The 14,649-nt window shown below is 68.7% G+C and carries 16 protein-coding genes; 13 read left to right on the forward strand and 3 right to left on the reverse strand.

Annotation, left to right across the window (positions count from 1 at the left end; translation table 11 throughout):
• Positions 1-148 precede the first annotated feature (148 nt).
• From FOB47_RS22840 to tpx, 8 genes are all read left to right on the forward strand, one after another.
• Positions 149-859 (forward strand): hypothetical protein, encoded by a 711-nt coding sequence (locus FOB47_RS22840; RefSeq protein ID WP_053822524.1) that lies wholly within the window; start codon positions 149-151, stop codon positions 857-859.
• A gap of 69 nt (positions 860-928) precedes the next feature.
• Positions 929-1,504 carry a TlpA family protein disulfide reductase gene (locus FOB47_RS22845; protein ID WP_174782168.1) on the forward strand — a complete coding sequence of 192 codons (576 nt, stop codon included), beginning with the start codon at positions 929-931 and terminating at the stop codon, positions 1,502-1,504.
• A 248-nt stretch (positions 1,505-1,752) separates the two neighbouring features.
• Positions 1,753-2,232: a type II 3-dehydroquinate dehydratase gene (gene aroQ / locus FOB47_RS22850; RefSeq protein ID WP_226994913.1), complete on the forward strand. Its 480-nt coding sequence runs from the start codon at positions 1,753-1,755 to the stop codon at positions 2,230-2,232.
• 171 nt (positions 2,233-2,403) lie between these two features.
• Positions 2,404-2,868 (forward strand): acetyl-CoA carboxylase biotin carboxyl carrier protein, encoded by a 465-nt coding sequence (gene accB, locus FOB47_RS22855; RefSeq protein WP_053822527.1) that lies wholly within the window; start codon positions 2,404-2,406, stop codon positions 2,866-2,868.
• 157 nt (positions 2,869-3,025) lie between these two features.
• Positions 3,026-4,393, forward strand: coding sequence for an acetyl-CoA carboxylase biotin carboxylase subunit (gene accC, locus FOB47_RS22860; protein ID WP_151023453.1), 1,368 nt, complete (start codon positions 3,026-3,028; stop codon positions 4,391-4,393).
• A 104-nt stretch (positions 4,394-4,497) separates the two neighbouring features.
• Positions 4,498-5,409 carry a 50S ribosomal protein L11 methyltransferase gene (gene prmA / locus FOB47_RS22865; protein ID WP_053822528.1) on the forward strand — a complete coding sequence of 304 codons (912 nt, stop codon included), beginning with the start codon at positions 4,498-4,500 and terminating at the stop codon, positions 5,407-5,409.
• Positions 5,393-6,235: a DUF3426 domain-containing protein gene (locus FOB47_RS22870; protein WP_217488928.1), complete on the forward strand. Its 843-nt coding sequence runs from the start codon at positions 5,393-5,395 to the stop codon at positions 6,233-6,235. Before prmA ends, FOB47_RS22870 begins: the two co-directional genes overlap by 17 nt.
• 87 nt (positions 6,236-6,322) lie before the next feature.
• Positions 6,323-6,823, forward strand: coding sequence for a thiol peroxidase (tpx, locus tag FOB47_RS22875; protein WP_174782169.1), 501 nt, complete (start codon positions 6,323-6,325; stop codon positions 6,821-6,823).
• 74 nt (positions 6,824-6,897) lie between these two features.
• Here the strand turns inward: tpx and FOB47_RS22880 are convergent, their stop codons facing one another.
• The gene (locus FOB47_RS22880) at positions 6,898-7,044 is read right to left on the reverse strand and encodes a hypothetical protein (RefSeq protein WP_174782170.1); all 147 of its coding nucleotides are present in this window, start codon (positions 7,042-7,044) and stop codon (positions 6,898-6,900) included.
• A gap of 37 nt (positions 7,045-7,081) precedes the next feature.
• On the opposite strand from FOB47_RS22880, the gene FOB47_RS22885 reads away from it, so the two are divergent.
• Positions 7,082-8,029 (forward strand): carbohydrate kinase family protein, encoded by a 948-nt coding sequence (locus FOB47_RS22885; protein ID WP_053822531.1) that lies wholly within the window; start codon positions 7,082-7,084, stop codon positions 8,027-8,029.
• A 20-nt stretch (positions 8,030-8,049) separates the two neighbouring features.
• Positions 8,050-8,517 (forward strand): outer membrane lipoprotein, encoded by a 468-nt coding sequence (locus FOB47_RS22890; protein WP_053822532.1) that lies wholly within the window; start codon positions 8,050-8,052, stop codon positions 8,515-8,517.
• 255 nt (positions 8,518-8,772) lie between these two features.
• Here FOB47_RS22890 and FOB47_RS22895 read toward each other — a convergent pair whose 3' ends face one another.
• On the reverse strand, positions 8,773-9,504 hold the full coding sequence (locus tag FOB47_RS22895) for a histone H1-like DNA-binding protein (RefSeq protein ID WP_174782171.1): 732 nt from the start codon (positions 9,502-9,504) through the stop codon (positions 8,773-8,775).
• 304 nt (positions 9,505-9,808) lie between these two features.
• On the reverse strand, positions 9,809-10,633 hold the full coding sequence (locus FOB47_RS22900) for a hypothetical protein (RefSeq protein ID WP_174782172.1): 825 nt from the start codon (positions 10,631-10,633) through the stop codon (positions 9,809-9,811).
• A gap of 287 nt (positions 10,634-10,920) precedes the next feature.
• On the opposite strand from FOB47_RS22900, the gene FOB47_RS22905 reads away from it, so the two are divergent.
• The 3 genes from FOB47_RS22905 (at position 10,921) to FOB47_RS22915 (ending at position 14,616) form a co-directional block, all read left to right on the forward strand.
• Positions 10,921-12,222, forward strand: coding sequence for an MFS transporter (locus FOB47_RS22905; protein WP_053822535.1), 1,302 nt, complete (start codon positions 10,921-10,923; stop codon positions 12,220-12,222).
• A 6-nt stretch (positions 12,223-12,228) separates the two neighbouring features.
• Positions 12,229-13,473, forward strand: a complete 1,245-nt coding sequence (locus tag FOB47_RS22910) for a metal-dependent hydrolase family protein (RefSeq protein ID WP_174782173.1) — start codon at positions 12,229-12,231, stop codon at positions 13,471-13,473.
• 213 nt (positions 13,474-13,686) lie between these two features.
• Positions 13,687-14,616: a LysR substrate-binding domain-containing protein gene (locus FOB47_RS22915; protein WP_174782174.1), complete on the forward strand. Its 930-nt coding sequence runs from the start codon at positions 13,687-13,689 to the stop codon at positions 14,614-14,616.
• Positions 14,617-14,649 lie beyond the last annotated feature (33 nt).

Consider the following 14,649-nt stretch of genomic DNA (forward strand, 5'->3'; position numbering starts at 1 on the left):
ACGGTAGCTTGACTGTGGCGCGTCGGCGGGCGGCGATGGCCGGCGTCGATGGCGCACTGGACAGGGACATCGGCGCGACCGCACCGTGCCGCAGTGCCGCATTGTACCGTGCGAGCCGAGCCTCGGCGGCAGCGGGTATCATCGTGGGATGTCACGACGTACCCCCATCGATCCGGCGCGTCTGCGCAACGAGATCGCGCAAGCCGCCGCCCGGATGATCGCCGAGGATGGCGCCGATTACGCCACCGCCAAGCGCAAGGCCGCCCGCCAGTTGCTTGGCGACGTGCGCATCGCCGGCGACTGGCTGCCAGACAACGAGATGGTCGAGGACGAGGTCCGCGCCTATCAGGCGCTGTTCCATGCCGACAGCCAGCCGCGCATCCTCGCCCTGCTGCGCCGCGTGGCGCTGCTGGCGATGCAGGATCTGGCCGGCTTCCGCCCGTATCTGGCCGGCGCCGTGCTCAACGGCACCGCGACCGAGCATTCCGATATCCATCTGCAGTGCTTCTGCGACAGCCCCAAGGATGTCGCCCTGCATCTGCTCAACGCCGGTGTCGACTTCGAAACCAGCGAGACGCGGCACTTCGCCAACAAGGGCGAGGTCGAGACGCTGAGCTTCCTGTGGCGCGGCCAGTGGCCGGCGCAGCGCGAGGCGCGCCTGTTGGCCGGCGAGGTCCGCGCCGAACTGGGCGCGCCGGTCGGCATCCATATCGCGCTGTACGACGCCAATGACGAACGCGGCGCGCGCGGCGAGGCCGGCGGCCGGCCGCTGCGGATCGACGAGGACGCCTTGCGCACGTTGATCGCGGCGGACGAGGCGGCCGCGGACGACCGGGCAGCCAACGGCGACGCCATCTAAATAAGTAGAACGGGCGCCGCGGTCGCAGCCAACCAGCGCCAACATTCCTCTTTCCTGCTCGAGGCCATCATGAAAGCCGATTCCCCCACGTCTTCCGCCCCGCCCTCGCCGCCGCAACCGGCACGGCGCGGCCGGGTGCTGTTCTGGCTGGCGATTGCGGTTGCCGCCGCGATCGCCGGCGCGGTGGTCGGTAACCGGGTCTTCTCGCCGCAGCCGGCCAGCGACCAGGCCGTCGAGGCGCTGTACCGCATCGAACTGCCCGACGCGGACGGCAAGCCGATCCGGATGGATACGCTGCGGGGCAAGACCGTGGTCGTCAACTTCTGGGCGCCCTGGTGCGGACCCTGTGTCGAAGAAATGCCGGACCTGACCGCGCTGCACCAGGAATACCAGTCCCGCGGCGTCGAATTTGTCGGCATCGGCATCGATTCGGCCAGCAATATCCGCGAGTTCGTCCAGAAGGTGCCGGTTGCCTATCCGTTGGCGGTGGCCGGATTCGCCGGCACGGAACTGACGCGCAGCTTCGGCAATGCGGCGGGCGGGCTGCCCTATACAGTGGTGATCGATGCGCAGGGGGTCGTGCGGCTGCGCAAGATGGGGCGCGTGATGCCCGACGAGCTGCGCGCCGTGCTGCCCAGGGGATAATGGCCTCGCCTGCCGGCGGGGTGCTGCCGGCGTGGTTTTGCCGCCTTCTGGCGCGAACCGGTTCGCAATTGCGGCGAAATCGCGCAGCCCGCGGCAATTACCGGGTCGAGCACATTCCAATGCGATGTATCGTGCCCCTCCAAGGCGGGATTCGCGGATCCGCCCTGTACCGTGTGCTAGACAAATCCCTCTAAGCTACGGTAATCTCCGCGCAATTTCGTAGAACTGGTCGAGCTGCCGTGACCGATATCCGTCCAAGCCCTAGCGCCGCCCGCTGCCGTCAGGTGCTGGTCCTCCATGGACCCAACCTGAACCTGCTGGGCACGCGGGAGCCGCAGACGTATGGCACGACCACGCTGGCCGACATCGATGCCGCCCTTGGGCAGCGCGCCGCCGCCGCGGGCATCGGACTGGCGACGTTCCAGTCCAACCACGAAGGGGCGCTGATCGACCGTATCCATGCCGCGCGCGAGCAAGGCGTGGATTTCATCATCATCAATCCCGCCGCCTACACGCATACCAGCGTGGCGTTGCGCGACGCGCTGGCGGGCGTGTCGATCCCGTTCGTCGAAGTACACCTGTCGAATGTGCATCGCCGCGAGAGCTTCCGCCACCGATCCTATTTTTCCGATCTGGCGGTCGGCGTGATCTGCGGGCTCGGTTGGCAGGGCTACCTGCTGGCGCTGGACTATGCCCTCGGGCAGGAACAGGCGCCGCCCGGGGCCTGACCCCGCGTCGTCAGAAACAGACACAGTACCCTTGGCGCGCGCCGGTGTGCGCGCCCTCGCCGGCTGCCTCGCGCGCCCGGCGCGGCGGCGCGATTGCCGGCCGCAACGATTTCTCCGGGCGCCGCCGCCATCGCGGGCGGTTCCGGACAACCCGATTCAGGAGGATAGAAGATGGACCTGCGCAAGCTGAAGACGCTGATCGACCTGGTGGCCGAATCCGGCATCTCCGAGCTGGAGGTCACCGAGGGCGAAGGCAAGGTGCGCATCGTCAAGGCGCCGCCCCAGGTGATGGCCCAGCCGATGCCGATGCAGGCCGCCGCTCCGGCGATCGCGGCCGCGCCGGCTCCGGCCGCCGCGCCTGCCGCGATCCCCGCCGAACCGGCCGCGCCCCAGCTGCCCCAGGGCCACGTCGTGACCTCGCCGATGGTCGGCACCTTCTATCGCGCGCCGTCGCCGGGCGCGGCGCCCTTCGTCAACGTCGGCGACACGGTCAAGGAAGGCCAGACCGTCTGCATCATCGAGGCGATGAAGCTGCTTAACGAGATCGAGTCCGACAAGGCCGGCGTGATCAAGGAAATCCTGGTCGAGAACGGCCAGGCGGTCGAATACGGCCAGCCGCTGTTCGTCATCGGCTGATACTGAGGACGGCACGCCCGGCCCCATGCGCTGCCCACGCCCGCACCATGCGGGCGTTTCGCGTGGCGGCATGCGGCGCCGGCCGCCGGTCGACGACGCGGCGTCCGTTGCGCGCCCCTCCGGCGTGACCGCCCTTTCCGCTGCGCAGAGAGAGACTATGTTCGAAAAGATACTGATCGCGAACCGAGGCGAAATCGCCCTTCGCATCCAGCGCGCCTGCCGCGAGCTCGGCATCAAGACCGTGGTGGTCTATTCCGAAGCCGACAAGGAGGCCAAGTACGTCAAGCTGGCCGACGAAGCGGTCTGCATCGGCCCGGCCCCCTCCCCGCAGTCCTACCTCAACATGCCCGCCATCATCTCGGCGGCCGAGGTCACCGACGCACAGGCGATCCACCCGGGCTACGGCTTCCTGTCGGAAAACGCCGACTTCGCCGAGCGCGTGGAAAAGTCCGGCTTCGTCTTCATCGGCCCGACCCCGGAATGCATCCGGCTGATGGGCGACAAGGTGTCGGCCAAGCAGGCGATGATCAAGTCCGGCGTGCCGTGCGTGCCGGGCTCCGAGGGCGCGCTGCCCGAGGACCCGAAGGAGATCCTGGCCACCGCGCGCCGGGTCGGCTATCCGGTCATCATCAAGGCGGCCGGCGGCGGCGGTGGACGCGGCATGCGCGTGGTGCACACCGAGGCCGCGCTGCTGAACGCCGTCAACATGACGCGCGAGGAAGCGGGCCGCGCGTTCGGCAATCCGGAGGTCTACATGGAGAAATTCCTGGAGAACCCCCGGCATATCGAGATCCAGGTGCTGGCCGACCAGCATCGCCAGGCGATCTGGCTGGGCGAGCGCGACTGCTCGATGCAGCGCCGCCACCAGAAGGTCATCGAGGAAGCGCCGGCACCGCACATTCCGCGCCGCCTGATCGAGCGGATCGGCGACCGCTGCGCCGAGGCCTGCAAGAAGATCGGCTATCGCGGCGCCGGCACGTTCGAGTTCCTGTACGAGAACAACGAGTTCTACTTCATCGAGATGAACACGCGGGTGCAGGTCGAGCACCCGGTGACCGAGATGATCACTGGCATCGACATCGTGCAGGAGCAGATCCGCATCGCGTTCGGCGAGAAGCTGCGCTATCGCCAGAAGGACGTGCAGTTCCGCGGCCACGCGATCGAATGCCGCGTGAACGCCGAGGATCCGTTCAAGTTCACGCCGTCGCCGGGCCGCATCACCGCCTGGCACGCGCCGGGCGGCCCCGGCGTGCGGGTCGATTCGCACGCGTATGATGGCTATTTCGTGCCGCCGCACTACGATTCGATGATCGGCAAGCTGATCACCTACGGCGCCACCCGCGAGCAGGCCATCGCCCGCATGCGGATCGCGCTGTCGGAGATGGTGGTCGACGGCATCCAGACCAATGTGCCGCTGCACCGCGAGCTGATGCTCGACGCCAACTTCGTCGAAGGCGGCACCAGCATCCATTATCTGGAGCACCGCCTGGCGCAGAAGAGCGTGGCCAAGGGCGAGAAGGTCTGAGAAGGCCCGGGGGCAGTTCCGGACAGCAGCGGCAGCAATGGCAGCAACGGCAGTTTGACGGCCGCCCCGCCCACCAGGGCAGGCGGCCAGCATGGGGAAAGCGCGTGGCATTTCAGGAATGTGTAATCGAGATTGCCCAGGATCAGGCCGAGGCCTGGTCCGACGCGCTGTTCGAGCTCGGAGCGTTGTCGGTTTCGGTCGAGGACGCGGACGCCGACACGCCCGATGAGCAGCCGCTGTTCGGCGAGCCGGGCATGGAACCGACCCGGCTGGCATGGCAGCACTCGCGGCTGGTCGCGCTGTTCGATCAGGACACCGATCCGGCGCTGGTACTCGCCGCCGCGGCCAACGCGCTCGGCTGCGCCGTGCCCGCCAGCGAAGTGCGCAGCGTCGAGGACCAGGACTGGGTGCGGCTGACGCAGTCGCAGTTCGAACCGATCCGGATCGGCGAGCGCATCTGGGTGGTGCCGTCCTGGCACGATGCGCCCGACCCCGATGCCGTCGTGCTGGAGCTCGATCCGGGCCTGGCCTTCGGCACCGGCAGCCATCCGACCACGCGGTTGTGCATGCAGTGGCTGGAGCAGAACCTGAGGACGGGCGAGACCGTGCTCGACTATGGCTGCGGCTCCGGCATCCTGGCCATCGTCGCCAGGAAGCTCGGCGCCGGCGACACGCTGGGCGTCGATATCGATCCGAACGCGGTCGAGGCCTCGCGCTACAACGCCGAACGCAACCGCGTCAGCGCGACCTTCGCGCTGCCCGACGAGGCCGCGGCACTGGCCGCCTCCACCGGCACCGCGACCTACGACCTGGTGGTCGCCAATATCCTGTCCAACCCGCTGAAGCTGATGGCCGCGATGCTGAGCGCGCGGGTACGGCCGGGCGGCCGGCTGGTGCTGTCGGGCGTGCTCGAACGGCAGGCCGACGAGGTCGCGGCCGCCTATGCGCCGTGGCTGCCGCTGACCGTCTGGCGCAGCGACGAAGGCTGGGTCTGTCTGCATGGCACCCGCGCCTGACGCCGGCCATCCCGAACCTCCCGAAGACGCCCGGCGCGAGGCCGGGCCGCAGCGTGCCGGCCGCGATGCCGGCACGGACACCGGCAGCGATGCCAGCCCCGCCGCAAACGCCGGCACCGGTAGCCGCACCGGCAACAAACGCAGCCTGAGCGCCGGCGGCTATCTGCGCGCACGGGCCGTCGAATCCAACGAGATCGCGCCGAGCGCGATCGCACGCGAACAGGCGATGCGCCGCTGGCAAGGCGGCGCCGCGCCCGACACCGTCCCCTTCTCCGCCGACCTGTCCGGCACGCCCGAAGAGGCTGCATTGGCGGCACGGCGTGCGGCCGCGCGCCGCCGTCGGCTGCGCTGGGCCATCGGCGCCGCGGCGCTGGCCACGCTGCTTGCGCTGCTTGCCGCCGCGCTGCTGTGGCGCACCGAGCTGGCGGCGCGCGCACCCGCACTGCGGCCGTGGCTCGAGGCGGCCTGCGCGCCGCTGGGCTGCCGCGTGCCGCCGGCGCAGCAACTCGCCGCGCTGCGCATCGACGGCTCGCAGCTGCAGATGCCCGATGCCGGCAGCGACGACTATCTGCTGACGATGACACTGCGCAACGAGAGCCGCGCGCTGGTGGCGCTGCCGGCGATCGAGCTGGTGCTGACCGATGCGCAGGATCGCCCGCTGCAGCGGCTTGTGCTGATGCCGGCCGACTACCTGCCCGCCGCGCAGCGGACGCACGATCCGGATGGCGCCGCGGGCCTGCAGGCGGGCGCCGAGCTCCCCCTTCAGGTACGATTCCGGACTCGGCAGGCCGCCGACAACTACCGCGTGTCGGTCTTTTATCCCTGAACCTGCCCGAGCCCTTCCCGAATCCCCGGACGCGCCGCCGCGGCATCCCGCCGCGCACGCCGCGTCCCCATCAACCCAGGAGCGACCATGAGCACTGTGACCCTCGGCGGCAACCCGATCGAAGTCGGCGGCAAATTTCCCCACCCCGGTGACAAGGCCCCCGCGTTCTCGCTGGTCGGCAAGGACCTGAAGGACGTGACGCTGGCCGACTTCGCCGGCAAGCGCAAGGTCCTCAATATCGTGCCGAGCCTGGACACGCCGGTGTGCCAGGCCTCCGCCCGCAAGTTCAACGAGAAGGCCAGCGCGCTGGCCGACACCGTCGTGCTGACGATCTCGGCCGACCTGCCGTTCGCGATGGGGCGCTTCTGCACGGCGGAAGGCCTGAGCAATGTGGTGCCGCTGTCGACGATGCGCGGCGCGCAGTTCAAGAACGACTACGGCGTCGACATCAAGAGCGGCCCGCTGGCCGGCGTGACCGCCCGCGCCGTCGTGGTGCTCGACCAGAACGACACGGTGACCTACAGCCAGCTGGTGCCGGAAATCAAGAACGAGCCGGACTATGACGCAGCGCTGGCGGCGCTGAAGTAAGCGCGGTCCAACCCCACGCGCATGTGTTCTCCCTCTCCTCCTCAGGGGAGAGGGCCGGGGAGAGGAAGGTGATTTCAATCGGCAGTGAATCGGCAGTGGCATGCCCACCGCCCTGCCCTCTCCCCCGCCCCTCTCCCGCAGGCGGGAAAGGGGAGACAAACCACCAGCAGCACCAGCAGCACCAGCAGCACCAGCAGCACCAGCAGCACCAGCAGCACCACCAGCGATCCACCAGAACCAAAACACCTTGGAGCATCCATGCCCAGCCTGATCTGCGGCTCCGTCGCCTACGACACCATCATGACGTTCGAGGGCAGGTTCCGCGAACACATCCTGCCGGACCAGATCCACATGCTCAATGTGTCCTTCCTGGTCCCCGGCATGCGCCGGGAGTTCGGCGGCTGCGCGGGCAATATCGCCTACAGCCTGAAGCTGCTCGGCGGCGAGCCGGTGGTGATGGCGACGGTCGGCGAGGATGCCGGCCCGTATCTGGACTACCTGCGCGCGCTCGGCATCGGCACCGAACATATCCGCATGCTGCCCGATACCTTCACCGCGCAGGCGATGATCACCACCGATCTGGAGAACAACCAGATCACCGCCTTCCACCCGGGCGCGATGAACCACTCGCAGCTGTCGCACGTGCAGGACGCGCTCAAGGGCGAACGCGCGCCGCGGCTGGGCATCGTCGCGCCGGACAGCCGCGAAGGGATGCTGCACCATGCCCGGCAATTCGCCGAGGCGGGCATTCCGTTCATCTTCGACCTGGGCCAGGCGATGCCGCTGTTCGGCGGCGAAGACCTGCGCCAGTTCGTCGAACTGGCCAGCTATGTGACCGTCAACGATTACGAAGGCCAGGTGCTGCTGTCGCGCACCGGCTGGAGCAGCGCCGAAGTGGCGGCGCGCGTGCGCGCCTTCATCGTGACGCATGGCGAGCGCGGCGCGACCATTCACGCCGATGGCCGGCAGTACAATATTCCCGCGGTGCAGGCCGAACGGGTCGTCGATCCGACCGGCTGCGGCGACGCCTTCCGCGGCGGCCTGCTGTACGGCATCGAGCAGGGCTTCGACTGGGAAACTACCGGTCGGCTCGCGAGTCTGATGGGGGCGATCAAGATCGCGCACCAGGGACCGCAGAACTACAAGGTCTCGCGCGAGCAGATCGGCCAGATGTTCGAGTCGGCATTCGGCTACCGTTACGCGTAAACCCTTGCTGGGGAATCACCATGCAAACCCTTATCCGAACCTGCGGCGTCGCGCTCGTGGCGGCCGCCAGTCTCGTGGCCGGCTGCGCCACGCAATCGAACTCCGCCAGCATCTATACGCCGGGGCAGGCGCAGCGTGAACAGACGCTGCGCTATGGTGTGGTCGAGAGCGTGCGCGAGGTGATGATCCAGGGTCAGCAATCGGGCGTCGGCACGCTCGCGGGCGGCGCCATCGGCGGCATCGCGGCCGGCAGCTCGATCGGCAGCGGCAGCGGCTCGGTCGCGGCCGGCATCCTCGGCGCGGTGCTCGGCGGCATGGCCGGCAGCGCGATCGAGAACCGGGTCGACCAGCGTCGCGGGCTGGAGATCACGGTGCGCCTGGACAACGGCGAGATGCGCGCGATCACGCAGGACGCCGACGAGATCTTCCGTCCGGGCGAGCGCGTGCGGCTGCTGTCCTCGGGCGGGGTCACGCGCGTCACGCACTGAACGCCGCGCTTCACCGGCCGCGGAACCGGACGCCGCCTCCTTCGGGGGGCGGCGTTTTTGTTTGCACCTTCGTGTTTGCACGTTCGCCGCCAGCGGCCGGCCCGAATAAAAAACCCGCCGCGGCGGATCGCCGGCGGCGGGTTGGCAGGACCACTGTCATGCCGACCGGATACGGGGTATCCGGTCATTCGGGCACGCGAAGGTGCCCCGAGGATTCCCGCAGGAATCGAGCGCGCGCGGGTCGCGCTTCAACGCTTACGGACGGCTGCCGGTCGGGAACGGCCAGGCGGCGGCCGGGCTCAGCGCGGTCTTGGCGGCCGGCGCGGGAGCCGAGGCAGGCGACGAGGCAGGGGCCGCGGCAGGCTGCGCAGCGGCCTTCTTGCCGGCGGCCTTCTTCGCCGGCGCCTTCTTCGCGGCAGCCTTCCTGGCCGGCGCGGCCTTCTTGGCGGTCGCCTTCTTCGCGGTGGTCTTCTTGGCCGCGGCCTTCTTGGCCGGTGCCGCCTTCTTCGCCGCTACCTTCTTGGTCGCGACCTTCTTGGCGGGGGCCTTCTTCGCTGCAGCCTTCTTGGCCGGCGCCGCCTTCTTCGCCGCTACCTTCTTGGTCGCGACCTTCTTGGCGGGAGCCTTCTTCGCTGCGGCCTTCTTGGCCGGCGCCGCCTTCTTCGCCGCTACCTTCTTGGTCGCGACCTTCTTGGCGGGGGCCTTCTTCGCTGCGGCCTTCTTGGCCGGCGCCGCCTTCTTCGCGGCGACCTTCTTCACCGCGGTCTTCTTGGCCGGTGCGGCCTTCTTGGCGGCTGCCTTCTTGGCGGGCGCGGCCTTCTTGGCCGCAGGTTTCTTCTTCGCAGTCGTTGCCATGGATGACTCCTTCACTAAAGCGTGAATATCGAATGTCCAAAATTGGCGACCCGACCGACCCGAGGCGTTGATGCCTGCAAGCCGCAGGCTTGCGAACCCCAGTCGAGCGAGCGATTCATCGGCGTGCCGCAATACGGCTGCCGCACGCTAATGAATTCCTTGGCGGGCGCCTTGCGCAGGGCAAGGCTTCCGTGACGACGTGCAACGCGATGACCCGCGCGCAACGCTCGTCGCGTCCCGCAGTATTCGATCCGCTCGCGCGTGGTTGCCCGACGACACGCGGCTTCAAAGTAGGAGTATTCCGACGGCAAACCTGCATTCGCGGTCTTGGCCCGCGCCAGGCAGACGCCGTGTTGTTCGAGGTAGCGAACCCATCCCGTCAATGGGCCACAGGAGACTGTACGCGTTGTAAGAAGCCAGCCCGGTCTGGTCTGCGTCAAAGTTCTGTTGCTCCTCGGCTACCTGCATCACTGCATCGAATCGCGCCGCGGTTGTTGTTCGAGTTCTTCGCTTTGCGATGTCCTGCTTCATGCAATGAAGAGAGACTCTTGTCAAGGCGAATCATAATTCGTTTGGTCGGTGATGTTAAGAAAAAAGTTCCAAAAAAACACGCCATCGAATGCGCGCGCTTTGCGATGACGAACGCATCGATGCAATGACACGCGCGACGCGCTGTCGAGACACGCATCGCATGCCGCGACGACACGCCGACAGACCCTCCGCGTTGCTCGCATCGCGACGCCGTCGACATCCCGACGACGCGCTGGCCGACGTGCGCGCGCGCAGCTTGCCGCGACGTTGACGAAGACCCTTCGCAAGCCCTCGCGAGGACGCGGCGAAGACACGAGGGAGAACCCGCATGCTCGCCGCAAAGCCGCGTGCAACAAGGCTTTGCGGCAAGCAGTGAAGAGCGGTCGTGCGTGCCGGGCGCGCGCTGCGCGTCGCGCGATGCGGCGGCGTCGAAGCGCAAGGCGGCCGTGCGCGACAGCGGCGACGGCAGTGCGGCGACGAGCGCGCCGATGATGCCGGCGGCCATCGCGACAGCGAAGCGCGCATCGCGCATCGACCTCGCATCGCGGGTCGTCGCGCATCGCGCGCGAGCGTCGTTCGGGTGATGCGTCGACGCAACGCTTTGCCATTCGTGAGCACGGTATCGGTGCCGCATCGATGCCCGATCGATGCCCGATCGATGCCCGATCGACACGCCACCGATGCTCGACCGACTGCCGAACGACGCTCGATCGATGACCGTCGATGTCATTGCCCGCGGTCGACCCGCACCATCGATCGTCGTCGAGCCCGACGGCTCGCGCGTGCTCGCTGTCGGACGATGGCGGACACCAGCGGCCATGCGCGGCATCGATGCGGACGCGCAATGCCGTCCCGCCATCGGTCCCGGATGCATGCGCCGACGGCATGCGGACATGCGCAGATTTCGTTACCGTCCGCGCCGCTCCCGCTTCTAACATCGGCCGTCCGGCCCGCTGCGCCAGCCGCACGCGGGCGCCTGCCCATCCCAGAGGAGAACGCCATGAAGAGGAGAACCCCATGCAAGCGAGCGTAGCCCACGCGGACGCGCTGCCCGCCACTCACGCCAGGGAACGGCGCCGCGCCATCGTCGCGACGGTGATCGGCAACGGCCTCGAGTGGTTCGACTTCACCGTCTACAGCTTCTTCGCGGTGATCATCGCCAGGCTGTTCTTTCCGACCGGCAACGACCTGTCGTCGCTGCTGCTGGCGGTCGCCACCTTCGGCGTCGGCTTCTTCATGCGTCCGGTCGGCGGCATCGTGCTCGGCATCTATGCCGACCGCGTCGGCCGCAAGCAGGCGCTGTCGCTGACCATCCTGCTGATGGCGCTGGGCACCACCATCATCGGCATCGCCCCGACCTACGACCAGATCGGCGTGTTCGCGCCGCTGCTGATCGTGATCGCGCGGCTGATGCAGGGCTTCTCGGCCGGCGGCGAGATGGGCGGCGCGACCGCCTTCCTGACCGAGTACGCGCCGGTCCGCCAGCGCGCCTTCTATTCGAGCTGGATCCAGGCCAGCATCGGCGTCGCGGTGCTGCTCGGCGCCGCGGTCGGTACCTTCGTCACCAGCGCGCTGAGCCCCGAGGCGCTGAACAGCTGGGGCTGGCGCCTGCCCTTCCTGCTGGGCATCGTGATCGGTCCGGTCGGCTACTACATCCGCCATCACCTGGACGAGACGCCGACCTTCCGCGACAACGCCGAGCGCTCGGACTCGCCGCTGAAGGAGATCGTGCAGACCTACCCGCGCGAGACCACGGCCAGCTTCTCGATGGTGATCCTGTGGACGGTCTGCACCTACGTGCTGCTGTTCTATATGCCGACCTACTCGGTCAAAGTGCTCCAAGTGCCGCAGTCCACCGGCTTCATCGCGGGCATGGTCGGCGGACTCGCGATCATGGTGTTCTCGCCGATCGTCGGCTGGCTCGCCGACCGCATCGGCCGCCGTGCGCTGCTGTCGGGCTCGGCGCTGCTGATCCTGCTGCTGGCCTATCCGATGTTCTTCTATATCAACCACGTGCCCGGCCTCGCCTCGCTGCTGGTGTTCCAGCTGGTGTTCGGCGTGCTGATCGCCGCGTACACCGGCCCGATCCTGGCGGCCTTCTCGGAACTGTTCCCGGCCAAGGTGCTGTCGACCGGCCTGTCGGTCGCCTACAACCTGGCGGTGACGATCTTCGGCGGCTTCGCTTCGTTCATCATCACCTGGCTGATCGCCAGCACCGGCAGCACCATGGCGCCCGCCTTCTACGTGATGATCGCCGCCGCCATCAGCTTCGTCGGCACGCGCTTCGTCCGCGAGCCGGCCTATCTGCAACGACACTAGAGACTCATGACCAGAATCCTGCTTCAGGGCGGCAACGTCCTCGACCCGGCGCACGGCAGCCTGCTGCGCCGCCATGACGTGCTGATCGACGGCGAGCGCATCGCCGCGGTATCGGCCACGCCGCTCGACCTGCCCGACGCCCCCGACCTGCGGCGCATCGACGTCGCCGGCAAGACCGTGATGCCCGGGCTGATCGACTGCCACGTGCACGTGCTGGCGTCGCTGGCCAACCTCGGCCTGAACGCGACCCAGCCCAACGTGCTGGTGGCGATCCGCGCGCTGCCGATCATGCGCGCGATGCTCGAGCGCGGCTTCACCACCGTGCGCGATGCCGGCGGCGCCGACTGGGGCCTGTCGCAGGCGGTGGAGAGCGGCCTGATCCCGGGTCCGCGCATCTTCCCGTCGGGCAAGGCGCTGTCGCAGACCGGCGGGCACGGCGACTTCCGCCCGCGCGGCGACACGCTGGAACCGTGCTCGTGCGCGTTCCGCGCCGGCGCGATCGCGCGCGTGGTCGACGGCGTCGACGCGGTGCGGCTGGCGGTGCGCGAGGAGATCCAGAAGGGCGCGACGCAGATCAAGATCATGGCCTCGGGCGGCGTCGCCTCGCCGACCGATCCGATCGCCAACACGCAATACAGCGAGGACGAGATCCGCGCGATCGTCGCGGAGGCCGAGGCCGCGCAGACCTATGTCGCCGCGCACGCCTACACGCCGCGCGCGATTGCCCGCGCGGTGCGCTGCGGCGTCCGCTCGATCGAGCACGGCAATCTGGTCGACCGCGCCGCCGCCGAGGTCATGCGCGAACATGGCGCCTTCGTGGTGCCGACCGTGATCACCTACGAGGCGCTGGCGCGCGACGGCGCGCGGCTGGGCCTGCCGGCCGAGTCGGTGGCCAAGATCGAGACCGTGCGCCAGGCCGGCCACGACTCGCTGCGCATCTACGCCGAGGCGGGCGTGCCGATGGCCTTCGGCTCCGATCTGCTCGGCGAGATGCACCAGTGCCAGAGCGAGGAGTTCCGCATCCGCGCCGACGCGCTCGGCAATCTGGAGGCGATCCGCTCCGCGACGTCGATTGCCGCCGCGCTGCTGCAGCGCGAGAACGAGCTCGGCACCGTGCGCGCCGGCGCGCTGGCCGACCTGCTGGTGGTCGACGGCGACCCGCTGGCCGACATCGGCCTGCTGATGGGACAGGGCGAGCATCTGGCCCTGGTGATGCAGCGCGGGCGGATTCATACGCGCGGCGCGCAGTAGCGCTTCGGTACGTCCGCCTTTGCCGTTCTCCCTCGCCCGCTCATGGGGAGGGTTGGAGAGAGGGGGTGGATTCGAACCGCGATGGCATGATCGCCGCCCTTTCCCTCTCCCCGACCCCTCTCCCGCGAGCGGGAGAGGGACCTTGCGCGGGCGCGCTCGATGCCCTGGCCCATCGCTCCACTATCATGGCGGCTTGACCGACCGGACACCGCCATGCGCATTTCCCCGCTTCCTCCGCTGCCCTGCCTGATCGCCTTCGAGGCGGCGATGCGGCACGGCAGCTTCACCCGCGCCGCCGCCGAGCTGCATCTGACGCAGAGCGCAATCAGCCGGCAGGTCGCGCAGCTCGAACAATTCCTCGGCAAGAAGCTGTTCGTGCGCGAGCCGCGCGCGCTGCGGCTGACCGTCAGCGGCCAGCGCTATGCCGAGGTGGTGCAGCGGCTGCTGGTCGGCTGCGCCGAGGCTACCGAGGATGTGATGAAGCGCAAGGGGCATACCGAGCTGTCGGTGGCCTGCTCGTCCGGCGTCGCGGTGCTGTGGCTGACGCCGAGGCTGGCGCGCTTTCGCGCCGCGCATCCGGACATCCACCTGCGCCTGGTCGTCAACGACAGCCTCGCCGCGATGTCGGGCGCCGAGTTCGATATCGGCCTCTATTACCTGCGCGAAGGACCGCCGCCCGCGTTCGCGGCGCGGCGGCTCTATGACGAAGAAGTGTTCCCGGTCTGCACGGCCGGCTATCTGCGCGGCCGCTCGCTGGCGCCCGCCGACCTTGTCGACGAGACGCTGCTGGTGCTGGAAGACGCGCAGCGCAACTGGATGTCATGGGAATCCTGGCTCGGCCAGAACGGCCTGCCGGATGCACGGCCGCACCATCGCGTAGTGGCCAACCAGTATCCGATCCTGCTGCAGCTGGCGATCGAGGGCCACGGCATCGTGCTGGCCTGGCGCCATATGATCGATGCGTGCCTGCGCGACGGCCTGCTGGTGCGCGCCACCGAGGCGAGCGCGACGCTGGGCGGCGGCTACTACGCGGTCTGGCCGCGCGAACGCGCCGAGCCTGCCGCGGCCCGTGCCTTTCGACAATGGCTGGTGCAGCAGAGCGGCATCGATGCCCGCGCCGGCGACAGAAGCGCCGATAGCTGAAGCGCCAATGACCGGGCCCAGGCCGCTCAGGAC

The sequence above is a fragment of the Cupriavidus gilardii genome (assembly GCF_013347325.1).
Lineage (GTDB): Bacteria > Pseudomonadota > Gammaproteobacteria > Burkholderiales > Burkholderiaceae > Cupriavidus > Cupriavidus gilardii.